Origin of the sequence: Flavobacterium crocinum (genome assembly GCF_003122385.1) — a bacterium.
In the GTDB taxonomy this organism is placed as follows: Bacteria; Bacteroidota; Bacteroidia; order Flavobacteriales; family Flavobacteriaceae; genus Flavobacterium; species Flavobacterium crocinum.
The window spans coordinates 2,169,017-2,194,262 of the sequence record NZ_CP029255.1 but is presented as its reverse complement, the minus strand read 5'-3'; the positions used below and the strand labels follow the sequence as shown (position 1 = coordinate 2,194,262).

Genomic DNA, 25,246 nt, shown 5'->3' with positions numbered 1-25,246 from the left:
TTTGTTAGAAAATAGAATACAATGCAATTAATAAAAGAAGCATCACATGATAAATTGAGAGGTGGGTTTTACACTCCTGAACCTATAGCAGAATTTATTCTAAAGTGGGCTTTTAATGGAAATAAGGAATTAGATATTTTAGAGCCTAGTTGTGGAGACGGAATCTTTCTTAAAGCAATAAAAAAGGGTAAATTTCAATACAACTCTGTAACAGCAATAGAGCTAGACGAAATAGAGGCTAACAAATCCAAAAGCATAAACCTTTTAGATGCTGAAATTATTAATACAGATTTTCATAATTATTGTATCAATACGACTAAAAAATTTGATTTAGTTATTGGAAATCCACCGTATATTAGATACCAATATTTCAATAAGGAACAACAAGGTTATGCTGGAGATATTTTTAATAAAGCAAATTTAAAATATTCAAAACTAACTAATGCATGGGTTTCTTTTGTTGTTGGCTCTTCTTTATTATTAAAAAATGAAGGAAAAATAGGATTCGTATTGCCTGCAGAAATATTGCAGGTTTCATTTGCAAAGCCACTAAGAAATTTTCTTGCACATTTTTACAATAAAATTAATATTATCTCATTTGAAAAACTTGTATTTCCTGACATCCAACAAGAAGTAGTGTTGCTTTTATGCGAAAAAAATAAAACAAATAAACATTTAATAGAACATCTAGAAATAAAAGATGCAAGTGCTTTAAAAAAGCTTGATATTAATAAATTGAAAAGTCCAAAAAAGAAAATTGACTTCAAATCAAATAAATGGACTTTTTATTTTTTAGAACAAAACGAAATAGATTTTTTAGAAAGGTTACAAGAATCTAAATTAATTTCTAAACTTGGTGTTTTTGCCACTGTAGAAGTAGGAATAACAACTGGTGCAAATCCATTTTTCACTGTCCCTTCTTCCACTGTAAAAGAATACAATTTAGAAAAATATGCAAAACCATTAGTAGGGAGAAGTGTCCAAGTTCCAAGCGTAATTTTCACTTCGAAAGACTGGGATAAAAATAAAGCAATTGAAGCAAGAACACATTTACTAACTTTTCCGAAAACATCTGAATTAAATGGTAGTTTAGGTGCCAGAAAATACATAAAAAAAGGGGAAGAACAAAACGTTAATAAAGGATATAAATGTGGAATTAGAGATGAATGGCAAATAATCCCATCACTGAGGATTTCAGATGCACTATTTATTAGGAGGAATAATCTTTACCCTAAATTAATTATAAACGAAGCAAAAGCATTTACTACAGACACAATGCATAGGGTCACAGTAAAATCAAATATTAATTTAGAGGCGTTAACTGCTAGTTACTATAACTCATTATCTCTTGCATTTACAGAAATATGTGGTCGAAGCCATGGGGGCGGTGTTTTAGAATTAATGCCTAATGAGGTTGAAGAAATTCTCTTACCCTATAATGCTAATAATAAAGAGCTTCTGCCACTAATTGATGAAATGATTAGAGCTAAAAAGGATATTTCCGAAATATTAGAAATAACAAATAAAATAATTCTTAAAGAAAATTTTGGATTAAGCAACGAAGAAATAGTGTTGGCTGATAATATTTGGAAAAAGTTATCTCAGAGAAGATTAAATAGAGGAAAATAGTTTTATAAAATTCAAAAGAACATTTGTTTAAATAAGATGAATATGACTAAGCACAATATTAAAAATTGCGTAGTAACAGATCTAGACGATACAATGTGGGATTGGCTAGGAATGTGGTACAATTCATTTAATCCTTATTTTAACGAAATCAGAGAATCTTTTAACATTGATGAAGACGTTTTAAAAGCTGATTTTAAAAATCTACATCAACAATATAAGACTACAGAAGTTTCATTTGCTTTTGAAGAACTTACATCCTTAAGTGATGAGAATAAGAAGAAAATAACTAAAAAACCATTAACAGGTAAAAGTATATTACATAAATATAATTCAAATAAAAAATCAAATTTAAGACTTTATGATGGAGTTCTAAAAACTTTATTGCATTTAAAATCTCAGGGAGTTTTGATAATTGGATTTACTGAATCCAATGCTTTCTTCACAAAATATAGAATAAAAAATTTAGAATTAGATGGAATATTTGATTGTATCTATACTCCTTTAGATACTGGAGCCCCAAAAAGCGTTGACAAATTTTATGATGATGAACATTGGGAACCAATAAAAACAGAGATAAGATACCTGTCAAAAAGCATAAAAAAACCTGATAGTGAAATCTTGGAGATTATTCTAAGGGATTTTCAAGTTGCTAAAGAGAATGCAATTTACATTGGAGATAAAATCGATAGAGATATTAGGATGGCTCTTGACGCTGGCGTGACAAGTATCTATGCGAAATACGGAAGTGAAATCGCCAGTGACAAATACAAGCTTCTCAAAGAAGTTACTCACTGGACTGATGAGGATGTAAAAAGAGAACAAGAATTTCACGAAAAACACAGAAACGAAGAAATAAAACCTGATCTAATTCTGGAAGAGTCTTTCAGTCAATTACTAAATTATATTTCTTTTACTTCATATGAAAAAAAACTGAACAAAGATCTAATTCCAAACATAATCTCTATTTGGAGTGATGTAGTTAAAGTTCAACAACACTTTAATGATATTGCCCTAAGAATAAGAAATCTTGCCTTAACAGCATTTACATTTATTATTGCAACTCTAGGCTATATCGTTAAAGAAAATATTGTATTCTATATTGGCGGAAAGGAAATTAATTCCATTACTGTATTTAGCTTTTTAGGAGCTTTGATTATTTTTTGCTTCTGTTTTATGGATCGATATTGGTATCATAAATTTCTTATCGGAGCAGTTAGTCAAGCATCATTTATAGAAAATAAATGGTACAAAATAATACCTGAAATTGGTCTTAGTAATGCAATAACAAAGCAAAGCGGTTTTTATGTTGGATTTGGCAGATTTAAAACTAAATTAGATTCAAAAAAGAGATTTTGGTTTTTCTATGCTCCTCTGATTTTAATTTTTTGTGTATTTTTCGTATCCTCATTTTTTTTAGATAATGATAAAAAGGCAAAAACCATAGAAAATTTAAAAATAAAAAACGGTGAGCAATTAAAAGAAATAGACAGTTTAAGAATAAAGCTTTTAGAAATAAAAATTTCTAATCAAATTAAAAGCACTCCCGTTATTAAATCAGACAAATTGGAGGCTCCTATTCATCCCAAAACTACCCAACATTCGAATTAACTTTTAATAAAAACACTTCGATTTTACAATCATTTAATCTTTATGTTAAAATAAATTGAAATTCTGATTTAATCAGAAATTGACTTTGCAACTTAAAATTTCAATAGAAAATACATATGTTTTGTTAATTTATTTTAATGACCGTCCGATCTTTAATTTCTGTTGACCACTGCACTTGCGACCATCAGCTTGGTCAATCAAAATGAAATTGTATATATTTTGCGTAGGATAGAGAAAGAATCTTCCATTTGCCTCTTCTTCAATTTGAACTCTAGGCACTAAAGTTATAGGTGTTTCAACTGATTATTTCCTGTGTTCCACTAACCTGCCATAACTGTCAATTTCTCGTGTTTAGCTTTAAAAACACCAAGTATTTCGTGTCGAAAAAAGTCGATATACAATTGCATTATTGGATGATACAAGTAGAACTTGATTTGTTTGATTTTGCGCGAAGAGGGATTCTGTAGCCAAAAAAATATACAGAGAAATTATTATTCTTTTCATATCGTTCTTTCTACTACATATTTTAATTAATTCAAGACTTCCCATCTTTGTATCATACTCTAAATCTCCTGTCTCTAAATCACATTTTATTTCATCTATAAATAGAAATTCAGCGCATATCACTAACCAAACTTCACAAATTATCCAATTCGGTTATTTCATTAGCTAAATTAATTTTTTCTTTCGGTCGAGCAGATAAGTATTTTTTCATAACAGCAAAACATCTTTTTATATCAATTAGATTGTCATCAGAAAAAGTAACAGTAGTAATTCCAAATTCTTCAAAATAATCATTTCTTTTCTGCATTTCTTTATTCCATTTCTTTGACAATTCTGCATTGACATCTACTTGTTTCTTATCTTTTATTTTAGCTACAGACATATGGGAAGAATGGGGGCTTAATTCAAAGCCAATCAGTTCCATCGTATGAGAATTTAAAATTGTAAAGTCCAAACGATATTTGTGATCAACTTCAAGACCTTCATATCTAAATTCAGGGATTAGGAAAGGTTCTGATAAAACATCATCAGACATTTCAAGATATTCTACGTAGAAATCAAATACTGCTTTTTCGTATTGTGAATTGGAAACTCTCTTCAAGATATTCTTGTAAAATCTCAGTAATTCAGGAAAATCATCAAACTTTACCAATTCATTATTTTCTGGATCAACCAAACCTGTATTAAGAACATGTCCAATTGTCCAATACATATATTCAGCTCTTCTTATTTCACTTACATCATTTGTCCATATTTTGTCGCGAAATGCTGGAGCTATTACCAAACCCCAAACAAATTTACCGCCACCAAACCATACAGACCATAGATTTTCATTTGGTTTTACTCTAGTCCTTTCTTTTAAGTTTCTATAAAAATTACGCTCAAGAAATTTTAAAGTATAGTTTCTAAAAACTTCATCTTTCATAAGCTTCTTTAGTGGGGAATATCTGTTCTCAACATACTTTCTAAATCCCCTTATCCATTTAGCTTTGAAATCATTTGGATCACTAAATTGCATATTTATACTATCGACATATGTATTGTTCTTTCCTCCAATAGTTCCATGTAAAGATGATATGCTTAAATCAAAATCATCGCGTTCACGATGATATTTTCTTAAAACATTTGCCTGCATCTTTTTCATTTCTGCAGTCAATTGCTCATCAATTTCTTTTAATCTCTTTTTCTCTTCCTTATTATAACTCTTCATTAATGTTGATATTCGATAAAATTATTGGTAACAATTATAAAGGCAATAAGAATATTAAAAACATACCTATTTTAAAACTAATTGCTGAAAGTTTATTTTGTAAATTACATTTCAAATATATTGTTTTTCTCTTACAATTTATTAAATAAATCTTGATTCTGAAGAATATAATCCTAAACTAACTTAACAGCTTTTCTGCTGTAAAATAGGAAGATTTCTGACTTTTCAATTATTTTATATTCTTTTAAAAAGCTTATTTTCCTCTAGTCCTTGCTAATTCAAATAATTAAACTTTTTTGAAATTAAATAATTTTACTGTTCTTCAATTTTAAAAATTTTAAGGTGCGATTGTTTGTTCTCATTTTAATTTTTAATGATGATTAAACATTTTAAATGTTTTTTTCAGATAATAAAACGAGGTTAAACAGGAAAAAAAATCTTTGGAATGAAGATTTTTTTTATGTTCAATCTGAATTTTTTTAGAAATCAAATCATGAAAAATCCCGAGATAAGAAACAGATGAAACATCTTTACTTTCAAGGTTATTAAACCAAATTTCAAAATTAGGAGTTCCAAATGCTCTTGGATTTTCTTTAGCGCTATCTATCGCTTCTTTCAGATATTTTACACCATAACTTGTGTTAGGATCATCTTCCGGGTCAGTAAAATCACCTACACTTAAAAACTTTTTTTTCCAGTGTGCATCAGCTTTTAAACTTTTCCCAATCAAATCTTTAACCTCAGGTTCAAAATGTTTAACCTCATCCGTTATAAAATCGACATCGATAAAATCAGTATTTATAAATCTACCTTCTTTGATAATTTCAGAAAAGTGCAAATCTTTATTATATTCTAAAATGTTCTTTAATACTTTCTTATGAAGGTATCCTTTATAGGGATTATAAATACATAGTGTGAATCCATGCGGATACACAGCTCTCGGGCTGTTTTTATGAAATATAATGAATCCATTAATATTCTGACGATTAAAGATTGATGTTACATAATTAATAAATCCGTTCTTGTTTTTTACTTTTGAACGCGTATAATAATCGAACGTATCAAAACATTCGTACGAAAACAAACTCAGATAATCTATTTCGGATATTTCTCTTATCGGATTTATAATTGTGAAAGAAAGATCCTTAATTAAATCCTTATTATCCTTATGAACTTCTAATTGCAATGGGAGGGTAAGAATGTTTTTCCACAACATTGACAACTCCACAGCAGACATTAAAGTTACCCTCCATTCATTTGAAATGGGGATCCAGATAATCTGTAAGTTTGACAATCCATGAAATCTATTCTGTAGACCTAAAGTATAAGCCGACAATTCGGTAATCGCCTCTCGTTCACTGCTGTCACTAATCTTTAGTTCAACTAAAGCGAGATTTAAACTACATGTATTGTATGCTAAAATATCTACTGAAGGCTGTTTCCCCTTCTTGGATTTTGTTTCTAGAAGTTTAAACTCCTTATCAATTAATTTGTAGAACTCAATATTTTCAGTTGAATGAATAATTTTCTCTCCAAGTACTAATTTCACTAAATCGGTAATACATATCTGTTCACTACTCTGATAGATTGCATTTTTTTCATCGATTAATGCTCTTTTAAAGTCTTTTAGATTAGTTATTTTCTTATGAAATTCATTAAAATTATCACACAAGAAATCTCTTACTTGAAATTCTTTTATCTTAATCATAATTACAATCTAATATTAAACCTGCAAGGGTTAATTTAAATAAAGTTAATTTAAATAGTTATATAATTAAAAAAAGAAAAAATTTTTAGTAAAGAATTATTTTTCGACTTTCATGCAAGTTTTAATTTCTACATTAGTAAATTGTAACCTGCACTTAAATAATTAATAATGATTAGGGAAATATTAGAGGAATATATAACAGGAAATATAGTTGAAGAGAAATCAGGTGCGAGTGGTACGGTTTTTATTGTTGAGCATGATGCACATACCACTCCAAGAAGGGTTGCCTACAAAACAATAAAGGTTAATAAATTAAATACAGATCAAGAAAAGTATTTTATAGATGAGTGCGAACTATGGTTTTCGAGACAGAATAGTTATTTAGTTAAAGCATTTTACCCTTTAATTATAAAGGACATTCCATTTATTTGCATGCCATACTTCAAAAAAGATTTAAAAACTTTGATGCTTGAAAGAAGTTTCTCGTACATAGAAGCCTTGGTAATTTCTTGTAAGATTACGAAATCATTGGTAGAAATGCAAAAAAGTGGCATCAAGTATCATCAAGATTTTAATCCCCCAAATATTTTAATCGAGGATCTACAAGATAAATACCCTAACTATCAATCATTAAATGCTTTAAACTTAGTTCCTAAAATTTCAGATTTGGGAATTGCTGATCTAATTGAAAGAATCGGACCTACTTACGGAGGTGGAGGAGGAAAATTTCCTTTTAAAGCACCAGAACAATATGATAGAAAAAAATACTTAGGTTATAATCCCGATGTATTTGCACTGGCAACTATGATTTACATGCTTTTTACGAATAAACATCCTAATGATTTAAGCAAAGAAAGGGCACTGAATAAAAATACAAGTTCAAGTTATTTTTCGAACTGGGCATTTTCAGCTAAAATTTCGTTTACTAATAAGAATTTGGAGTTGATTCTTAACAAATGCCTTAAAGAAGATCCTACTGAAAGAGCATCTGCTATAGATCTTTATGATGCATTAATAGCAGAATTGGAAAAAATTGACAGTGTAACCGCAGACAAATTAAAATTTAATTTTGAATATTTTGACAAAAGTAATTCAGCAGATTTATTAATTCAAGAAATAGAATCTCTTAAGAACATTTTAAAGCTTCCATCTCGGAAAAATCAAATTTATATTAATATTTTAAAGAAGATTGAATATTTAAAAACTAACATAGTTAACGAACTGGATGTAATATCATTATGTGAATATTATAAATTATCAGCAATCAATTTTGACGAAAATATTCACCGCAAAGAAAACATACTTGAAAACACATTAGATATCACGAATATTCTTTTTAAGTGGCATTCAAAAATAAGGGTTCATCATCGATATTCTGAAATTAAAATGGGCGATAAGATCATACAAAAATTACCAAATTTTAGAGATATCGAAATAGTCTCTACCTATTTCGAAGTAATTTACAAAGTTCTATTAAAAGAACAAAATGAAAAATATATTGAAGATTTATTTAAAAAGTTCAACAATGATATATTTTATTCAATTTATTTATATACTAAAGCTTCATTGAAAAAAAACTATTCCAATGAATTAAGTGGAGCCATTGAATTACTTGAGAAAGCAACCCAATTAAATCCTACGGAGCCTCTGTTTAATTATATGATATACTACTGGATTCTTACGGATTATAATCAAATGAAAAATCAGAATGTAGATTTAGAAAATAAAAAACAAATTGCTTTTAAATATTTAAAAGAAAATTCTAAAAACTGGGAAATTTTAAAAAGCTTTAATCCTGATTAAAAAGAAATATATTTATTTTCTATTGAAAATTGAGCAAATTTCTCAAGTCCTATTTTTTTTAGCAACAAATTATCAAGAGAATTTTTTATTTGAGCAACTATCATAAAAAACAAAAAAATTAAAATGCGCATGATAAGACATTGTAATAATCAAAGATAATTTGTTAGATTATTGAGTGCTTCCAGCTACAACGATAAAAGCTTCAGAGAAATTTGAAGCTTTTTTGCTTACTTACCTTTAAACATCTTGGGTTTTGTTTACAAGCGTGATGCCAGCGGAGGATCAGGTTTTGAATGCTACTTTCGAATTCTTATTCCTTGTTCTTGTAATTTTAATAATGCTTGGGTTTCTGGCATATCTTTTCCTTTAGAAGAACAAAAGTCTATCATATCATATTCTAATAAACGTTGAATACTTTCTGCTTTATCTGAAATAGATTTAATTTTATCTAACAATTCCTCTTTTATGTTACCAGCATTGAAATCTTCTTCGTTTCCAATGACAACTTTATGAATCAACCAATTCCTTTGCTTTAAAAAAACATTTAATTCATCTTGCAAAGACAAATTATATAGATTCTCCCTAATTGCAATTGTAATAGCTTTACCTAATGTATAACTCTGGTTTTGTTTTAAACATTCATCTGCTCGTTCTTTTGTTTCCGTGGGGTTCATTTTAAGAGTAATTGAATAACTCAGTGCTTGTTCAACCATTTGGGTTTTCAAGACAGCTTCTCCGATGAAACAATACAAATTAATTTCAGTATTGTTAGCTAGTATTTTTGTAGCACTCTTTTTCATTTGCTTTTCGTTTTAATAAAATTCCGTCTAAATTTATTTATCAAAGATATTTCCTTAATACGCAATGTTTTTGCGCAGTAAAAAATATTTAATTTCTTTTGATTTTTTTAAAACTCAATTGCACAGATTTGTAATCTGTACGCCCAAACATATCTTAATAGATTAAAAAAAGAAAAATCAATAATTCAAAATCGCCAAGTTTTTAAAAGATGGTTCGAATTATTCTGTACCTCAGGGGTCAATATAAATCTTGGACAATTTAGGCCTTTTTAGAGAGCTAGAACCATTAAAAAACTTATTAAATCACTTATATTTCATTTTCAATATCTTTTGTCAACATCAAAAACACTTTTCATAAATTTAAACAATTATTTTTTTATGAAAGATATGGAAACAAAGGAATTGAAAAGGAAAGAATTATTTGATTTGGTTTGGTCAACACCTCTTACCAAACTTACATTGCAGTATGCTTATACAAACGAAGGCTTAAAAAAAATCTGCAAAGAATTTGAAATTCCAATTCCAGATAGAAGTTATTGGTCAAAACTTAAATTCAATAAGCTAGTAAAGAAAGTAGATTTTAATCCTAATTTCGATGGTAATGATAAAATTATTTTAGCATTAAGGAAAGAAGGAGAACCAATTAATATTGACCAAACACCATTAACAATAAGAACCAAAGAAATTGTAAATGACAAAAAAGCCCCTATAGTTGTTCCCGATACTATCATAAAACCAGATATTATAACAATTCAAACGAAAGAGTACTGGAAGGGTAAAATTAAATTCAGCTCATACCACAATGATAATACAATTGTATATCCAATTAGAGTCGGTGATAATTGCAGAAAAAGAGCACTACTTTTTATGGATGCTTTTACAAAATTATTACGTTACAGAGGACATGATTGGGGAAAAGAATATGATAATACAGGTGTGGTAATTGACACTATTTTCATAGAAATTGATCTACGAGAAGCAACTAAAAGAATCCCTTCCACAAAGCAATATTATACTTCTGATTATGTTCCAACAGGAGAGTTAATTTTCAAAATGGGTAAATATTCAGATGAAAAGGAATGGAGAGATGGAAAAACGAAATTAGAAGAACTTTTAGCAAGAATAATGGCTAAATTAGAAATCTATGCAGAGGCAGAAAAAATTCGAAAAGAAAAAAACAGACTGTGGCATTTACAATATGAAGAAGAACAAAAGCGAAAAGAAGAAATTAAAAAACTAAAAAATGAAGAAGTTGAAAAATTCAACAAATTATTAGCCCTATCTGAGCAATACAATAAAGCGCTCTTAATTAGACAATACATCGAAGCTGAAAAGCAAAAAGCAATCAGAAGTAACAATTTAACTATTGAAAAAGATGAATGGATAAAATGGGCTTGCGACAAAGCAGATTGGTTAGACCCATTGATTAACAAATGTGATGATATATTAGATCTATCATAATTTAATTTTAGATTTTCCTAATCCCTCTAAATCATACACAAAATGGTTCGAGAATTGTCCCGTTAGGGCTACACAGACAAAAAGCTTCAGAGAAATCTGGAGCTTTTTTTGTTGTAGACTTTTATATTGTACGCTTCAGTAAACATAATACTCAAAGTGGTGAAGGTTTATATCAATTAACTATCCTATTGTTACAGTTACAAAAGAGCCTTTTTCAATACTACTTTCTACAAACTTTTTTAATTCTTTTAAATGTTTTAAATTATACTCTACATCAATTTTAACATTTGCACATTCATACCAGTTTTCACACATCAGTATAAGTTTTTCGATAGGTACTAATAAAGTCTTTGAATCAAAACAAACTATTGAATTGTCAACCAAACCATCACCTGAAATAGGTGAGTATGCGAAATTATAAAATGCTAATTCGTTTAATGTCAAAAAGATATTTATATCATAAAAACTTTTAAAAAGATTATATGAGACTACAACTTCAATTATTTCTAAATTAGATATTACTTGTTCTTCAATTTTGTAGTTGTCAATTTCATCATCATTACCATCATAAATATCTAATGACTTTAGATGAGAAATTATCGTTTTTTCATTTTTTTTAAAGCTTTTCAAATATATATTTACCCCCATAATATCATACTCTTGTTATTTATCAAAGAATACATGCGAATATACTATAATAATCTTTAGAAAGTTGGTTAGATTTTTGAATGCTTCCCTCTACTAAAGGAAAGCACCACTTATTACAAGTGGTGTTTTTTCGTTTTATAACATTTTGCAATATGGATGAATTTGTTGTTTACATTCTGTATTCTGAAAAATTCAAGAAAAACTATACTGGATTTACTTCCAATCTAATTGAAAGATTTAAATCTCATAATTTTCTTGAAACGAAAGGTTATACTCCAAAATATAGACCTTGGACAGTAATTTATGTTGAGTTTTTTAATTCAAAATCTGAAGCTATGAAAAGAGAAAAATATCTAAAAACTGGAGTGGGAAGAGAATTTATTAAAAATCTCATTTCTAAAATTTAGCTCGTCGGGCTCATATCCGCCACAGCGGACAAAGGTTCGAGTCCTGTTCTCGCTACAGAGAGAAAAAGCTTCAGAGAAATCCGGAGCTTTTTTTTATAATTCTAGTTCAGATTATTGAATTAGATGTCTAATAACAAAGTTTCCTTTTTACTTTAGTTATAACAAAATCTCCATTATCATATAATAAATACTTTATAATATATTCTTCATAACCATAATCTGTTGAAAAATATACTTTAAAAGAATAATTTACAATGTTCAAAATGCGCACATAAAACAATGGTGAATTCTCTGAATTATGTTTCAATGCAAAATTGTCATTTACATTCTTAATATCATCTAAAATTTTTCTGGAAATCTTTAATATCTTTTCTTCGTTTTCAATAAACCTATCGATAATTTTTTTTAAATATAAATTGAAATCATAACCTTCGATAATGTATTTTTTAGAAATTATTTTTTCCTTAAAGGAGAATTGATAATTTGATTTAGGGAAGTCATCACCTGCAGACAATTCGGGCTTAGTTTCCCATATTTGTTCATCTATAATTTGTCTAAAAATTAATACCCTATTATTTTTAGTTTTTATTTCCATTAGATAATTCTAAACACATTGATTAATTTTCAAATATATGGATATGCAAACCAAAAAAGCAGAAAAAAAAGTGTCTTGCTCAATAGCGTAAAGCTCGCGTTAGCGGAGGGAATGAGCTTATTTTATTTTTCAAAAACATGTAACGCATTGTTGTGGTCTAAAATATATATTTTTTCACCGCCATATTTCATGTCTCTAATAGCAGGGAATTTACCTTTTACTTCTTCAATTTCTTCACTCCAAATAATTTCTTTTTTCAGTTTGTTAAAAACAGCAAAACGATTGTTATCGCTTCCTTCATAGGAATAAATATTTTCTGCGTCAAATCCTCCTATATAATTTAAACTGAGTTTATGAGTCTCCGAAGATTCTTTAAAACTATAACTATCAAAATGTTTATTCGCAGCGACTAAGTTGTATTCTATGTAAAAATGGCTGCTAAGATTAAAAATAAAACCATTTTTTTCATCTAATACCGTTTCATAGCCAAAATATCCTTTAAAATCTTCAAACTCACTTTCTCCCACTATCATTTTTCCCTCTTTTATAAAACGAGATTCTTCCCCTGTTTCTATATTTACTGCTAACAATGCTCCGTTGTTTAACACAACCCAAAGTTCGTTACTGTAAACACCCAAAAACTTAATAACTTTAGCCTGTTTTTCAACTGGTGGCTCATCTTTGTAATCTGCTCTTTGTTTCCAATTGTATTTAGTTTTTAAATCGTATTGCCAAAGCAATCTTAAATCCAAACCATCTGAGTAAAAATTGATATTTAAATCATCTTTTGTATAAATTAAAAATCCGTTACTGACTGTGAAAAAAATTAATCGTTCCTCAACTGTCCATACCTTAGCAAATGAGTTTCCTAGTTGAAGCTTTGTAGTAGAAAATCTATCTCCATAATAAATAAAGCTGTCTTTTAATTCCTTAATTATTTGTTTATCTAGTATTTCAAAATTGTTGTTACTATTTCCAACAAATCCTTTTGGATTTTCTAATGTATGATTAAAACATATCCAATCTCCTGAAGATTTCAGTCCTGATATCTCTATTTTAGCATCATATATAGCGTTTTGGTCTTTAGCATAAAGCACATTTTCTTTTATATATGTTAATTCGCCAGAATCATCTGTTGAAAAAGAATCTACCTCATTAATTTTATTCTTAAAAATAAATTTCATAATACTTTATTTAGTATTAGTTATTAATCTTGTTATTAAGCCAATGCTATTCATAATAATCATTTGCAAATCATTATCCTCTTTTAAAAACTTAATACACGCATGCTAAAATACTGTAATAATCCCAGATAATTAGGTTAGATATTTTAATGCTTCCCGCTACTAAGACAAAGCTTCAGAGAAATCTGGAGCTTTTTTTATGCAATTAAATTTCCTATTTCCTGAGAAACTAGTCATTCTCAAAATAAATCTAATGTTTAAAATAATATTTATTTTTGAAACTAAATGGATAAAGTTGCAAACACTTATTTGGCCTATAATTCATTTTATCTATATATCTTTTTGGGCAATCAAAAAACCCCTCGAATGAGGGGCTTAAAAGAAGCATAAAATAATTATGCAGAAATTTCATTTTTAAAGCTTCACTTTTAAAAGCTCTTTTCCTAAACGGTGTAAACCATTTTCAATTTCTTTTGCTCTTTTTTCAGATATATATGTTTGCGTTTTTGAATTTGTGTATTGTCTAAATAATGATGCATTTAAACCTATACTTTTTGCAAATTCAGACTTATTAATTACTTCGAATACCCTGAATATTTCCGATACATCTAAATCATATTCAAATTCAAATCCGTTTTTATATAATTCATAAGTTTCTTTGTCGTATTCTTCAGCTGTCTCTAAATATAACTCAACTGCTTCTTTCAAGTTTTCTTTTAGCTCATTGATACTCTCTCCGTCTGCTACTACTACACCAGGTACATTTTGCGTTGTTCCCCAATAGCGATCGTCAGCAGATTTCTCAATCTTTACTTTGATTGCCATACTTAAATTTTCTAATAGTTTTTGTTTTTATTGATTTATCATTTTTAAATTTCGATTTAAGTTTTTTGACGATTAAATTTACTTGACCTTCCCATGTTTTTCATTTTTAGTGGTTAATAATTTTACAATTTGTTTTTCCAATATTTATTCGAGTGATTTTAAAACCTGAATATTCTAACACTTTATGCGATTTGTTATTATATACGAGTCTTATCCCAAGTTAAATTTAACTCGAGGTGTTGATTTAATTTTTACTTCTTCCTTTTATTATAAAAATTATTTTATTTGATTTAGTTTATGGTTTTCCGTATTTAATGATCCCCACAAGTCGGAGACTGAATTAATTCAGTCCCGCTTGCTTTAAAATGCTGTTTTCCGTGCCTTTCGGAATATCCTTTTCTCGGATGAGGCAACACAACTATTCCTTTTTTCTCCGGGTGTTTAAAAATATGGTGGCTTCCTTTTTTTCTATCGAGTTCCCATCCGTCAGCTTTTAGTATCTTAAACAAATCATCACTACTCATACCCCAAACTGTATTTTAATTTTACGAAACAAATACATAACATTTTTGACACATATATCAAAAATGTTATACAAATTAAAAAATAATTAACATAAGAAAAAAAATGATCTTATTTACTAATATTATTTTCCTCCAAAGAAAAATATTGCAATTACGGTTTTCCATAAATTACATTTTTTCACACAACTTAAATTTGATTATAAATTATTAAATTAAAAAACTATGGGACAATTTAGATTTCCGAAATTTAGAAAGACTCCAACAATGTTATAACACATTACGCTTTTCATACTGTAGGCGAAAGCTCAACTTCTAGAGCAATAAAAAAAAACTAAATCAGAGCAATTTCAATATTAGAAACTAATAACAACACTGCTACCACTTGGATATCGAATTACAGTCAATGTTCTTGGAATGTTGGAAAAAAAAGTTCTAGTCGTTAATGGGGCTCATGGAAAATATTTGCGATCAAATCCAGACAATAAACTAACTGACAATTTAGTCACTTAATCGATTTTGATTGGATTCAACCCTAATTTACAAAAACATAAAAATTGCGTAATAATCGAAAGTAATCTGGTTAGATATTTTAATGCTTCCCGCTACACAGAGAAAAAGCTTCAGAGAAATCCGGAGCTTTTTTTTTGTTTTCTAAGCTTTTTTTAAAAACAGAATATTGTTATGCTCACGAGCGAGGCGCTCGCACCAGCAGCTTTTCAATCCACACAAAGCTATCCAAATTAGACTGCTTTATGCAGTAAAGCATAAACTCTTTTAAAAGAATTACACAAAATCCTAAAGCGTTTTGGAGAATGAGAAATTTACTCTCTTTATATTTTGTAAATTTGACTGTATTTACAACAGAAAAATATTACTCATTAATTTTAGCAGACAACTTCTAAACTTTTTATCAAACTTTAATCAATGTCTACTCTTCACCAAAGCCCAAGAATAATTATTCGCGAATTTTTCCCCCAAGAACAACAAACGTTTTTAGATCTTTTTAAAGATAATCAAGTTACACAATATCTTCCTGAGACTTCTCCAGAAAGATATATAGAGATGTTTAATGAACTGCTTGAAAATTATAAAAAGAAAAATCTTAGCCGATGGGCAATATTTGACACTACAAACAACAATTTTATAGGAATGTGTGTTGCTCGTATTTTTGCACACAACACAAATCAAATAGAAATTGGGTACGTGCTTAGCAAAGAATATTGGGGAAAAGGTATTGCTACAGAAGTATGCAAGGCTATAACACAATATAGTTTTGCAAATACAAATACAAAAGAAGTTGTAGCCATAACAGATCTCAACAACACTGGATCGCAAAATGTGCTGCAAAAAGCCGGATTTGAAAGATTAAACAATTTGATCCGAAATGGAGAAGAACTCGCCTATTTTAAAATAGAAAGATTACGTGTATAAACTATGCTTTTTCTATAGAGAATTTCCAATTTTTCGAACAGATAATCTATTCCTAATTATACATATACTTACTCGTTAACGCAGATTTTCAATCTGCGCTAACGTTCTCTACATATTCCAGTAATTGGGTTTTCTTTACAAACAGAAATTTATACATTAAGTTCAATTCCTCTCTTTTTTCAAATGCCTAAATTCTGTAAAAAAAATATTTTTGCATTAAAATATTACATATCTTTATGATATCAATTTAATATCATTTAAATATTATTTATTATGAAAACAGAAAAAGTTTTAATACCCTTCAACGGCTATTTGGTGGCTGTTGTTCTACTATTTTCAATAGGAACAACTATTTATGGCTTTATTACAAACTACTTGGTATTAGCAGTCGCGTCACTACTATTATCTATTCTTTTAATAAAGGGCTTTGTTGTTATTGGACCAAACAGCTCAAAAGTTCTGTTATTGTTTGGAGATTACAGAGGAAGTATTAAACAAAGTGGTTTGTTTTGGATAAACCCTTTTTATAATAAAACGAGTTTATCTTTACGTGCAAGAAATTTTGAAAGCGAAAAAATTAAGGTTAATGATAAAATGGGGAATCCTATTTTAATTAGTGTTATATTAGTATGGAAAGTCAATGATACATTTAAGTCGACCTTTGAAGTTGACAACTATGAGGCATTTATCAGAATTCAGACAGATTCGGCGGTAAGAAAACTTGCAGGTTCTTTTCCGTATGATCATTTTGAAGATGAGAGAGCAACAATAACATTAAGTACTAATTTTGATGATGTAAACATAGCCCTTGAAAACGAAGTCACACAACGATTAGAGATTGCAGGAATAGAAGTTATAGAATCAAGAATTGCGTATCTGGCATATGCTCCTGAAATTGCTCATTCTATGTTACGAAGACAACAAGCATCGGCTGTTGTTGCCGCGCGTCATAAAATTGTAGAAGGTGCAGTTGGCATGGTTGACAGTGCTTTAAAGCTATTAGCTGATAAAGAAATTATAGAATTTGATGAAGATAAAAAAGCCACAATGGTAAGTAATTTAATGGTTGTACTTTGTGGCGATAGTGAAACTAAACCAGTAATAAATACCGGTACTTTAAATCAATAAAAGATGTCTGAAAAAAAGTCATTTGCATTAAGAATTGATTCAGAAACGATGAAAGCAATTGAAAAATGGGCTAATGATGAATTTCGTAGTGTCAATGGTCAGATTGAATGGATGCTTAATAATAGCCTAAAGAATGCAAAAAGATTAAAGGAAAAAAATGACCAAAAAAAATAAGGCATAAAATTATTATGTAAGCCAGAAGAAGAACTGTATCTAAGCTATTTACCTAACAACCAATCACTTAAATCTACATTTTTTCAAATCATTAATAAAATAGTTCGAAAATTCTCCCGTTGGTACTACAAGATAAAAGCTTCAGAGAAATCTGGAGCTTTTTTTATTCATAGCATTTTGTAATAGTCAAGGAAATACAGCAAACAGATTTTTTTTTCTATCTTCCCAAAATAAAACTTTCCAAAATGAACCATCTGTTTTCAATAAAAAAAACATTTTTATTCAGCTTCATTGTACTAACAAGCTATTTCCTGGTTTCTTTCCATATAAAAAACAAAGAACAAATCGCTTCTTATAAAATTAAAAAAGTGCTGATTTTTTCTAAAACTAACGGTTTCAGACATGAAAGCATTTCTGCCGGAATTGCAGCGATAAAAAAACTGGGGGAAGAAAATAATTTTATTGCAGATGCTACTGAAGATTCTCTCGCAATTAATTCAAAAAACTTAAAGCAATATCAAGTCGTACTATTTTTAAGTGCTTCTGGCAATGTTTTAGGGGAAAATCAAAAATTGGCTTTGCAAAAATTTATACAAAACGGAAATGGTTTTGTTGGGATTCATTCGGCTACAAACTGTGAACCAGACTGGTCTTGGTATACACAAATGATTGGTGGAATTTTTGAAGGGCATCCTGTTCCGCAGAATGCTAAACTTATAATCGCAAATCATGAACATCCTTCTACAAAACATCTTCCGGCAATTTGGGAACGAAAAGATGAATGGTATAATTTTAAATATTTAAATCCAGATGTAAATGTGCTGATAAAAATTGATGAATCTTCATACAAAGGTGGTAAACATGGTGATAATCATCCGTTGGCATGGTATCAGGAATATGATGGCGGAAGAGTATTTTACACTGCTTTAGGGCACAGTCCTGAAAGTTACAATGACCCTCTTTTTGTACAGCATTTACTCGGAGGAATTACTTATGCTATGGGCAAATAAATTTGAGATTGATTAAAAAAAATGCGCAAAGTCTACAGAGACATTTGCGCAGCTTTTTATAGGAAAGTTTCAACACGTTTACTACCAAATTGTTATTCTGTCTTTCTTTGGCAAAAACATTTTATCTCCTTGTTTTACATTAAATGCATCGTAAAAAGGTGTTGTATTCATTAAAGGACCATTAACGCGCCAGTTTGGTGGAGAATGCGGATTATTGTTAATCCACAAACGCAAAAACTCGTCTTTCATCTTTACTCTCCAAATTTTGGCTATCGAAATGAAAAAGCGTTGATCTGGAGTAAAACCGTCAATTTTTTCGTTTCCTTTTCCTTGGGTTGTCATTTTAAAAGCATCATAAGCAACTGCTATTCCGGCAATATCTGCTGTATTTTCGCCAACAGTCATGGCACCGTTAATATGTAAATCGCCTAAAACAGTATAGGTGCTGTATAAATCGATAACTTGTTGTATTCTTGCCTTAAACTTTGCATAATCCTCTTTTGTCCACCAGTCCTTCAAATTTCCCTCCTTATCATATTGCGCGCCCTGATCGTCAAAAGTATGCGTTATTTCGTGACCTATAACCATTCCAATACCTCCATAGTTAAGAGCATCATCGGCATTATTATCAAAATATGGGGCTTGTAAAATACCAGCCGGAAAAACAATTTCATTTGCAGTCGGGTTGTTATAAGCCGTAACTGTTGGAGTTGTCGTATACCATTCTGATTTATCGACTGGTTTACCCAATTTTGCCAATTGAAACTGATATGACGCTTTAGCAGCCGAAACCATATTCTCAAAATAGGTACCTCTTGCGACACGTACATTGCTATAGTCTCTCCATTTATCCGGATAGCCTATTTTCTTAGTTATGGCAAACAATTTTTCTTTTGCTTTTTGTTTTGTAACTGGACTCATCCATTCCAGTTTATCAATTCTTTTGGCATAGGCTTTTTGCAAATTATTCACGAGTACCAACATACGTTTTTTGGCATCTTCTGAAAAATATTTCTTTACATACAATTCTCCCAGCGCTTCACCTAAATAATTATCAATAACATTCGCCATTTTTTCGCCACGTGATTTTTGGACAGCCTGACCGGAAAGTACTTTTGTATATTCAAATGAGGCATCTACAAAAGGTTTACTTAAATAATCTGCATATCTTTCTATAGCATTTGCTTTCAGATAAATTTTCCAATTATTAATAGGAATCGTTTTTAAAAGCTTATTAAGAGCATCATAATAGGCAGGCTGACCTACATTAATGAAATCTGTTTTAGCTCCTAAATTATTTAAAAAAGTTGTCCAGTCTATGTTGGGATGTCTTTTTACAAGATCTGCTACAGCTATTTTATTATAATTTGCCTGTACGTCTCTAAGTGCTACTTTTGTTTTATGCGAAACGGCGATTTGTTTGTCAATATCGTAAACCAAATTAGCATTCTTTTTAGCCTCATTAGCCTCACTTCCTGTTTGTTGAAACAATACAGTAAGGTATTTCTTATAGGCTTTCTGTATACCAACAGTTGATGAATCTGATTTGAAATAATAATCCCTGTCAGGCAAACCGATACCTGTTTGATAGAGTTGGGCAATGTTCATCTTGCTGTTTCTATCATCGGTAAATACTCCAAAACCTATAATCGATGAATTGCCCGCTTTTTCTTCATTAGCCACAAAATTCATTAATGATGGTAAATCGCTAATTGCTTCAATTTTAGCAAGTAGGGGTTTGATAGGTCCGTAACCACGTTTTTCAATAGTTACAGTATCCATGCCTGACGTATAAAAATCTCCTACCTTTTGCGCTATACTTCCCTCAGGATTGTTGCTTTTCGAAACACTGTCCAATATTCCCTGAAGCCGAATTCGTTGCGGAAAATTCATAAACATATAAGCACCCACTCCGGATTGAGAGGCAGGTATTGATACAGAATCGTACCATTTGCCATTTACATATCTAAAAAAATCATCACCAGGTCGTAATGTGGAATCTATTCCTGTAATAACAACATCTTTTTTTCCCGGATGTTTTGAGCAAGCTGTAAAAGCTAAGAATGCAATAAAGAGCATTAATGAATTTTTCATAAGCTGGATGATTTCTATTAAAAATGAATTGAAATACGTTTGAAAGTAACTACTTTGAGAATTGTTAATTTAGCAGAACAAGATAAGAATTCAGTTTCAATTTATAAAGTTTTTTCTTAGAATTACTACTCAGCAAAATCAAAATTATAAGCTTTTCTTTATCTTTCATGTCTTAGTGCTAAATTCAATTATTTTAAAAATCAGACGCAACCTTTTTCATAATTCACAATCTACTTATTGTAACCATTAACTTAATAAATATGAAAAAGAATATTTTGTTTTTAATGCTAATTGCTCTTTTATCTTCTTGTAGTAATGACGAGAAACAAAACTTAGAAAGTGCAGTAATTGGAAACTGGAAATTAATTGAAATTCTAGCCGATCCCGGCACGGGAAGTGGTAAGTTCAGAGCTGTTGAGAGCAACAAAACAATAGAATTTAAAAGTAACGGAACTATAATAACTAACACTTCTTTATGCGATCCTTACTCAAATGAAATAAAAAGTACGGGAAGTTTTAGCCTTGACTCCAAAACCATAACTACTAATTGTCAAAACCCAAATATTGCAACAATATTTTTTGAATTGAAAGACGATTACCTGATTTTAAACTTTATATCAAATGAAGGTTATTCTCAAAAGTTTCAAAGGATTAATTAAAAAATGAGATACTAATAATAAAAGCTTCAGATTTCTCTGAAGCTTTTTTATCCTATAAAAATACTTTACAAATAAACTAAATACTTCCGGAAGAGTTTAGTTTTTCCTTACGGTTTGAGATTTAATTGGTTCACCTCTTTCTGTAAAAACATCGTCGGCATAATAGTTTAAGAATTGGATTGGAAGACCAACACCTGTTGTACGAGACGCTGTTGTTTGCATATGATAATGAAGGTGTGGCCCTGTGGAGTTACCACTATTTCCTGCCTGACCTACCATTTGACCTCTTACAACAACATCACCCACCGCTACTATTATAGAATTCTTTTTAAAATGAACCATACAGGAATATTCTCCATTTAAATGATCTATAACAATATAGTTTCCCCATGCCTGCTTCGTGTTTAAAACTCCAGGAACATTATCTTCTATATTATTTACAACGGTTACTATTTTTCCGTCTCCAGGTGCATTTAAGCGTTTTCCAAAACAATAATAATCTTCATTTTTTGTTCCATCTCCGGTATATATCTTTTCATTTTCTTTTTGGATAATATCCAATGCATATCTTTGATGACGATTAGGAGCAAAATGATGATTTAATTCCAGAGATTTTCCTCCCGCAACTATATACCAATCACCATCAAAAGGAAGTTCTAAAATTGTTTTTGTTTTATAATTTAAATAAATGTCTTCATCATATTTGCCTTCATCCCCAATCAGCATATCTGCACAGGAAATAAGCAACAAACTAACAGATAAAGTGAAAATATAAACTGCGGCTTTGCTATTTTTCATAATTAAAATTTATAATTAATCCCTAAATTAATCTGATGCTGTAGTTCTCTATAAGCACTTGGTACTCGAAGCCGTGCATAATTGAAGTTATATGCTACTTTTATGTCAAAATGGTATGAAAGTTTGTAAGCATAATGAAAATCCCACAAAACACTTTGGTAATTATCCGGAGCAAAAAATCTGCCTTGTGCATCTGTAACTCTAAGAAGCACTATCGGTATAGTTAGTTTCGAGGAAATATATTGCTTATCATTGATTTGATAACTGAATCGGCCTGCAATGCCAAATTCCTGATGAAGCGTAAAATAGTACTGATCATCATAAATCGAATAATTCTCATTAAGATAAACAGAGGTATTGGTTTGCGATTGAAGCCCTAAATGAATAGCAATTTTATCTTTACTATAAATCTGTTTGAGATAAGAAAAACCCATTCCAACTTTCGCATAGTCAGAGTTAAGATTAGACAATTTATCTGTTTTAAGTTCTGACGAAAGATAATCCAGTTTTACTTCAAATAAATTTTCTTTTTTACTGGTGCGTGTATAGTTCAATTTGTACACCGGACCTTCATACTTGTACATTGCCACCGGAGCAAATTCCAGATTTTTCAGATAGCCAAAATTATAGCCTGCCGAAAATTCCAGCTGGTTCCTTTTTTCGGTCGTTTGTGCCTGAACCGTTACTGCAGACAAAATCGCAGTCGTAAAAATGAGGCGATTTAATTTCATAAAAATTTGAGATGATTAAGTTGATTATCATGGCAAACCTAGATGAAATAAAAACCGATAAAGTCCAAATAGCTTAAGACTGAAGAAATCCGAACTTATTTATTGGTATTCCGAAAACTGTTTGGCGTCATACCTGTAGATTTTTTGAAGGCATTGTGAAATGTTGTCTTCGAAGTGAATCCAGATTCTAATCCTATTGCCAATAAACTGTAGTTTTCGTAGTCTGAATCGAGAATCATTTCTTTCACCGCTTCGACCCGATAGTTATTTATGTAATTAGCAAAGTTATCTCCCGTAATCACATTAACGAGTTGCGAAACATATCCCGCACTTATTCCTAACTGCTCTGCTACTTTTTCTCGATTTAGATTGCTGTCTTTATAAATTTGATGTTCTTCGCAAAGCATTTCCAGTCTCTTAAAATAAGGATTTTCTTTTGTAAAGATTTCTAAACCATTTGCATCATTTCCTTTTTTAAGGATTACTTCTTCAGCAGCTATTTCATTGTCTAATAAAGTTTTTTTATTTAACAGTTCTTCTATCCCTGTTTTATTGTCTGCCAATCTGTATCTGAACACACCATAATAAGCGGTGCAATGAATTAAAAATGTAGCAAACAACGCCAGAATCTGCATAACATACGAAACATCATATTCAAAAAGCAGTCCTGTCAGAATAGCCACCATCCAAGACAACATTAATGCATAAACCAAAAACCATAAAAAAGTGATCCATTTTTTTTCTTGTTTATCTTTTGAAAATTTAATAAAACTGTAAGTGTAAAAAGCCATAAAGGGCATAAATACCAGAATAAGATAAAAATCAAAACTTCCTATAGTTTCTAGAATACTTTTAAGAAAGTGCGGAATTGTAAAAATATGCGCAACAGCATCGCAATCATAAAAAATATTTGTAATGGCCGAATATAGAAACGGAGCATACAGCCATAGAATCTTTTTGGAATTTCTAATTGGATGGTTTACCTGATGTACAACAAACATAAAAATGAGAACCGGAAAGAGAAATGCCCACTCAACATCATCCAGAAAACGCAGGAAAGGCATAGTGCTGTAAAGATCAATTATCTCAAAGATGAGATTGGCAATAAGCACTGAAAGTGCAAATATTGCATAAGCCAGATATCTGTTGGCATTACTCTTAAATAGTGGTGATTTTAGAATAATTGCTCCAAGAACTATTCCTTGAAAAATTGCCGTGTTAAAAAAAATAGTAAAGTTCAATCTATATCGTAGTATTTAGTTAGGATGCTGTTTCTGTTTTTTTTTAGGTAATTACCTATAATTTTCCATGACGAAACTATACTTAATTGATTTTATTTACTGTTAAAGGAATTACAATTAAAACTAAACAAAATGAGAATTAATAAGATCTGAATTACAAATTATCATTCGGTTATTCTCTTAAATCTTTAATAGAGTTGGTCTATTTCAACGTTTCACACTGCTAAAAAAAAGTTAACAAACAGCTAAATAGTAAGCGGTGGTATGTTTGATAAATTATAAACCCAATAACCGAAAATAGCTTTACTAGTTGCATTAATAAAAAGAAAAACATCAATAAATAAGTGCCAATTTATCCACTTTTAAGCTTTTGATACCTCTGCTGATTTTGCTTTTATGAATTTTGGCTTCAAATAAATCAAATCAATTTTTATGAAAAAAATTTTAGTACTAGCTGTTTTTACAGTTTTAGGGTTTGCAAATGTCAATGCCCAAGAAATTAAATTTGGTGTTAAAGGAGGTTTAAACTTCTCAATTGTCGGCGGAGACAACACCGAAAATGTTGATTCTGTGACATCCTATAATATTGGTGTTATGTCAGAAATTCCATTGTCCGAAAAGTTTTCTTTCCAACCTGAACTAATGTACTCTCGCCAGGGTTATAGTTTCGATAATGATATAGTTGCCTTAAATTATCTGAACATTCCTTTAATGGGAAAATACTATGTAACAAAAGGATTGAGTCTTGAAGCCGGACCGCAAATAGGTTTTTTAGTTTCTGCTAAAAATGAAAAAACTGATCTAAAAGATTCGTTTAATACTGTTGATTTCGGTGTTAATTTTGGCGTAGGTTACAAACTTGAAAACGGACTTAATTTTGGTATCAGATACAATCTGGGACTAACTGACATTAATAATGTAGAGGGCTCTTCAATTAAAAATAAAAACAGTGTATTTCAAGTATCCGTTGGTTACTTCTTTTTCTAAAACTAAATAAAATAAAAATCTTTGAAAATCTGATTAGCTATTTCGATGCTTCTCATTAAAAAACTAAAAAACAAAAGCCTAAGAAAT

General features: G+C 29.9%; 23 protein-coding genes. 11 read left to right on the top strand and 12 right to left on the bottom strand.

Annotated features, from left to right (window positions below; genetic code table 11):
• The first annotated feature begins 21 nt into the window (after positions 1-21).
• Both HYN56_RS10090 and HYN56_RS10085 read left to right on the top strand, forming a co-directional pair.
• Positions 22-1,629, top strand: coding sequence for an Eco57I restriction-modification methylase domain-containing protein (locus HYN56_RS10090; RefSeq protein WP_109192059.1), 1,608 nt, complete (start codon positions 22-24; stop codon positions 1,627-1,629).
• A gap of 42 nt (positions 1,630-1,671) precedes the next feature.
• The gene (locus HYN56_RS10085) at positions 1,672-3,237 is read left to right on the top strand and encodes an HAD family hydrolase (protein ID WP_167398294.1); all 1,566 of its coding nucleotides are present in this window, start codon (positions 1,672-1,674) and stop codon (positions 3,235-3,237) included.
• Positions 3,238-3,874: 637 nt separating this feature from the next.
• Here the strand turns inward: HYN56_RS10085 and HYN56_RS10075 are convergent.
• Together HYN56_RS10075 and HYN56_RS10070 are read right to left on the bottom strand one after the other, a co-directional pair.
• The gene (locus tag HYN56_RS10075) at positions 3,875-4,951 is read right to left on the bottom strand and encodes a topoisomerase II (RefSeq protein ID WP_109192056.1); all 1,077 of its coding nucleotides are present in this window, start codon (positions 4,949-4,951) and stop codon (positions 3,875-3,877) included.
• Positions 4,952-5,321: 370 nt separating this feature from the next.
• On the bottom strand, positions 5,322-6,659 hold the full coding sequence (locus HYN56_RS10070) for a hypothetical protein (RefSeq protein WP_109192055.1): 1,338 nt from the start codon (positions 6,657-6,659) through the stop codon (positions 5,322-5,324).
• Between the two features lie 168 nt (positions 6,660-6,827).
• On the opposite strand from HYN56_RS10070, the gene HYN56_RS10065 reads away from it, so the two are divergent.
• The gene (locus HYN56_RS10065) at positions 6,828-8,462 is read left to right on the top strand and encodes a protein kinase domain-containing protein (RefSeq protein WP_109192054.1); all 1,635 of its coding nucleotides are present in this window, start codon (positions 6,828-6,830) and stop codon (positions 8,460-8,462) included.
• A gap of 296 nt (positions 8,463-8,758) precedes the next feature.
• Here the strand turns inward: HYN56_RS10065 and HYN56_RS10060 are convergent, their stop codons facing one another.
• Positions 8,759-9,262: a hypothetical protein gene (locus tag HYN56_RS10060; protein WP_109192053.1), complete on the bottom strand. Its 504-nt coding sequence runs from the start codon at positions 9,260-9,262 to the stop codon at positions 8,759-8,761.
• A 378-nt stretch (positions 9,263-9,640) separates the two neighbouring features.
• Between HYN56_RS10060 and HYN56_RS10055 the strand changes: the two genes are divergently transcribed.
• The gene (locus tag HYN56_RS10055; protein WP_109192052.1) at positions 9,641-10,723 is read left to right on the top strand and encodes a hypothetical protein; all 1,083 of its coding nucleotides are present in this window, start codon (positions 9,641-9,643) and stop codon (positions 10,721-10,723) included.
• A gap of 180 nt (positions 10,724-10,903) precedes the next feature.
• Here the strand turns inward: HYN56_RS10055 and HYN56_RS10050 are convergent, their stop codons facing one another.
• Positions 10,904-11,371: a hypothetical protein gene (locus tag HYN56_RS10050; RefSeq protein ID WP_109192051.1), complete on the bottom strand. Its 468-nt coding sequence runs from the start codon at positions 11,369-11,371 to the stop codon at positions 10,904-10,906.
• Between the two features lie 152 nt (positions 11,372-11,523).
• On the opposite strand from HYN56_RS10050, the gene HYN56_RS10045 reads away from it, so the two are divergent.
• On the top strand, positions 11,524-11,778 hold the full coding sequence (locus HYN56_RS10045) for a GIY-YIG nuclease family protein (protein ID WP_109192050.1): 255 nt from the start codon (positions 11,524-11,526) through the stop codon (positions 11,776-11,778).
• Positions 11,779-11,905: 127 nt separating this feature from the next.
• Here HYN56_RS10045 and HYN56_RS10040 read toward each other — a convergent pair whose 3' ends face one another.
• The 4 genes from HYN56_RS10040 to HYN56_RS10025 form a co-directional block, all read right to left on the bottom strand.
• The gene (locus HYN56_RS10040; protein ID WP_109192049.1) at positions 11,906-12,373 is read right to left on the bottom strand and encodes a hypothetical protein; all 468 of its coding nucleotides are present in this window, start codon (positions 12,371-12,373) and stop codon (positions 11,906-11,908) included.
• Positions 12,374-12,495: 122 nt separating this feature from the next.
• Entirely contained in the window at positions 12,496-13,557 is a 1,062-nt protein-coding gene (locus HYN56_RS10035) for a hypothetical protein (protein WP_109192048.1), read from the bottom strand.
• A 414-nt stretch (positions 13,558-13,971) separates the two neighbouring features.
• A complete protein-coding gene (locus HYN56_RS10030; RefSeq protein ID WP_109192047.1) occupies positions 13,972-14,382 on the bottom strand; it encodes a type II toxin-antitoxin system HicB family antitoxin in 411 nt (136 codons plus the stop codon).
• 311 nt (positions 14,383-14,693) lie between these two features.
• Positions 14,694-14,906: a type II toxin-antitoxin system HicA family toxin gene (locus HYN56_RS10025; protein WP_240622685.1), complete on the bottom strand. Its 213-nt coding sequence runs from the start codon at positions 14,904-14,906 to the stop codon at positions 14,694-14,696.
• Positions 14,907-15,830: 924 nt separating this feature from the next.
• Here HYN56_RS10025 and HYN56_RS10020 point away from each other — a divergent pair.
• The 4 genes from HYN56_RS10020 to HYN56_RS10005 all read left to right on the top strand — a co-directional run bounded on the left by HYN56_RS10020 (position 15,831) and on the right by HYN56_RS10005 (position 18,649).
• The gene (locus tag HYN56_RS10020; protein WP_109192046.1) at positions 15,831-16,337 is read left to right on the top strand and encodes a GNAT family N-acetyltransferase; all 507 of its coding nucleotides are present in this window, start codon (positions 15,831-15,833) and stop codon (positions 16,335-16,337) included.
• A 273-nt stretch (positions 16,338-16,610) separates the two neighbouring features.
• Entirely contained in the window at positions 16,611-17,465 is an 855-nt protein-coding gene (locus HYN56_RS10015) for an SPFH domain-containing protein (protein ID WP_109192045.1), read from the top strand.
• A gap of 3 nt (positions 17,466-17,468) precedes the next feature.
• Positions 17,469-17,639 (top strand): Arc family DNA binding domain-containing protein, encoded by a 171-nt coding sequence (locus HYN56_RS10010; RefSeq protein WP_109192044.1) that lies wholly within the window; start codon positions 17,469-17,471, stop codon positions 17,637-17,639.
• A 245-nt stretch (positions 17,640-17,884) separates the two neighbouring features.
• On the top strand, positions 17,885-18,649 hold the full coding sequence (locus tag HYN56_RS10005; RefSeq protein ID WP_109192043.1) for a ThuA domain-containing protein: 765 nt from the start codon (positions 17,885-17,887) through the stop codon (positions 18,647-18,649).
• Between the two features lie 81 nt (positions 18,650-18,730).
• Here HYN56_RS10005 and HYN56_RS10000 read toward each other — a convergent pair whose 3' ends face one another.
• A complete protein-coding gene (locus tag HYN56_RS10000; protein WP_109192042.1) occupies positions 18,731-20,743 on the bottom strand; it encodes a M13 family metallopeptidase in 2,013 nt (670 codons plus the stop codon).
• Between the two features lie 260 nt (positions 20,744-21,003).
• Between HYN56_RS10000 and HYN56_RS09995 the strand changes: the two genes are divergently transcribed.
• A complete protein-coding gene (locus HYN56_RS09995) occupies positions 21,004-21,402 on the top strand; it encodes a hypothetical protein (protein ID WP_109192041.1) in 399 nt (132 codons plus the stop codon).
• A gap of 96 nt (positions 21,403-21,498) precedes the next feature.
• Here the strand turns inward: HYN56_RS09995 and HYN56_RS09990 are convergent, their stop codons facing one another.
• The 3 genes from HYN56_RS09990 to HYN56_RS09980 form a co-directional block, all read right to left on the bottom strand.
• Positions 21,499-22,200, bottom strand: a complete 702-nt coding sequence (locus HYN56_RS09990; RefSeq protein WP_109192040.1) for a M23 family metallopeptidase — start codon at positions 22,198-22,200, stop codon at positions 21,499-21,501.
• Positions 22,201-22,202: 2 nt separating this feature from the next.
• On the bottom strand, positions 22,203-22,931 hold the full coding sequence (locus HYN56_RS09985) for a hypothetical protein (protein ID WP_109192039.1): 729 nt from the start codon (positions 22,929-22,931) through the stop codon (positions 22,203-22,205).
• A 95-nt stretch (positions 22,932-23,026) separates the two neighbouring features.
• Positions 23,027-24,172 carry a helix-turn-helix domain-containing protein gene (locus HYN56_RS09980; protein WP_109192038.1) on the bottom strand — a complete coding sequence of 382 codons (1,146 nt, stop codon included), beginning with the start codon at positions 24,170-24,172 and terminating at the stop codon, positions 23,027-23,029.
• A 432-nt stretch (positions 24,173-24,604) separates the two neighbouring features.
• On the opposite strand from HYN56_RS09980, the gene HYN56_RS09975 reads away from it, so the two are divergent.
• On the top strand, positions 24,605-25,159 hold the full coding sequence (locus HYN56_RS09975; RefSeq protein WP_109192037.1) for a porin family protein: 555 nt from the start codon (positions 24,605-24,607) through the stop codon (positions 25,157-25,159).
• The last annotated feature ends 87 nt before the right edge of the window (positions 25,160-25,246 follow it).

Bases quoted from the DNA above. Each gene is read 5' to 3' on its own strand.
- HYN56_RS09995 (WP_109192041.1), top strand. From the start codon at position 21,004: ATGAAAAAGAATATTTTGTTTTTAATGCTAATTGCTCTTTTATCTTCT.
- HYN56_RS10075 (WP_109192056.1), bottom strand. From the start codon at position 4,951: ATGAAGAGTTATAATAAGGAAGAGAAAAAGAGATTAAAAGAAATTGAT.
- HYN56_RS10050 (WP_109192051.1), bottom strand. From the start codon at position 11,371: ATGGGGGTAAATATATATTTGAAAAGCTTTAAAAAAAATGAAAAAACG.
- HYN56_RS10010 (WP_109192044.1), top strand. From the start codon at position 17,469: ATGTCTGAAAAAAAGTCATTTGCATTAAGAATTGATTCAGAAACGATG.
- HYN56_RS10060 (WP_109192053.1), bottom strand. From the start codon at position 9,262: ATGAAAAAGAGTGCTACAAAAATACTAGCTAACAATACTGAAATTAAT.
- HYN56_RS10005 (WP_109192043.1), top strand. From the start codon at position 17,885: ATGAACCATCTGTTTTCAATAAAAAAAACATTTTTATTCAGCTTCATT.
- HYN56_RS09975 (WP_109192037.1), top strand. From the start codon at position 24,605: ATGAAAAAAATTTTAGTACTAGCTGTTTTTACAGTTTTAGGGTTTGCA.
- HYN56_RS10045 (WP_109192050.1), top strand. From the start codon at position 11,524: ATGGATGAATTTGTTGTTTACATTCTGTATTCTGAAAAATTCAAGAAA.
- HYN56_RS09990 (WP_109192040.1), bottom strand. From the start codon at position 22,200: ATGAAAAATAGCAAAGCCGCAGTTTATATTTTCACTTTATCTGTTAGT.
- HYN56_RS10070 (WP_109192055.1), bottom strand. From the start codon at position 6,659: ATGATTAAGATAAAAGAATTTCAAGTAAGAGATTTCTTGTGTGATAAT.
- HYN56_RS10025 (WP_240622685.1), bottom strand. From the start codon at position 14,906: ATGAGTAGTGATGATTTGTTTAAGATACTAAAAGCTGACGGATGGGAA.
- HYN56_RS10085 (WP_167398294.1), top strand. From the start codon at position 1,672: ATGACTAAGCACAATATTAAAAATTGCGTAGTAACAGATCTAGACGAT.
- HYN56_RS10015 (WP_109192045.1), top strand. From the start codon at position 16,611: ATGAAAACAGAAAAAGTTTTAATACCCTTCAACGGCTATTTGGTGGCT.
- HYN56_RS10000 (WP_109192042.1), bottom strand. From the start codon at position 20,743: ATGAAAAATTCATTAATGCTCTTTATTGCATTCTTAGCTTTTACAGCT.
- HYN56_RS10090 (WP_109192059.1), top strand. From the start codon at position 22: ATGCAATTAATAAAAGAAGCATCACATGATAAATTGAGAGGTGGGTTT.
- HYN56_RS10030 (WP_109192047.1), bottom strand. From the start codon at position 14,382: ATGGCAATCAAAGTAAAGATTGAGAAATCTGCTGACGATCGCTATTGG.
- HYN56_RS10020 (WP_109192046.1), top strand. From the start codon at position 15,831: ATGTCTACTCTTCACCAAAGCCCAAGAATAATTATTCGCGAATTTTTC.
- HYN56_RS10035 (WP_109192048.1), bottom strand. From the start codon at position 13,557: ATGAAATTTATTTTTAAGAATAAAATTAATGAGGTAGATTCTTTTTCA.
- HYN56_RS10040 (WP_109192049.1), bottom strand. From the start codon at position 12,373: ATGGAAATAAAAACTAAAAATAATAGGGTATTAATTTTTAGACAAATT.
- HYN56_RS09985 (WP_109192039.1), bottom strand. From the start codon at position 22,931: ATGAAATTAAATCGCCTCATTTTTACGACTGCGATTTTGTCTGCAGTA.
- HYN56_RS10065 (WP_109192054.1), top strand. From the start codon at position 6,828: ATGATTAGGGAAATATTAGAGGAATATATAACAGGAAATATAGTTGAA.
- HYN56_RS10055 (WP_109192052.1), top strand. From the start codon at position 9,641: ATGAAAGATATGGAAACAAAGGAATTGAAAAGGAAAGAATTATTTGAT.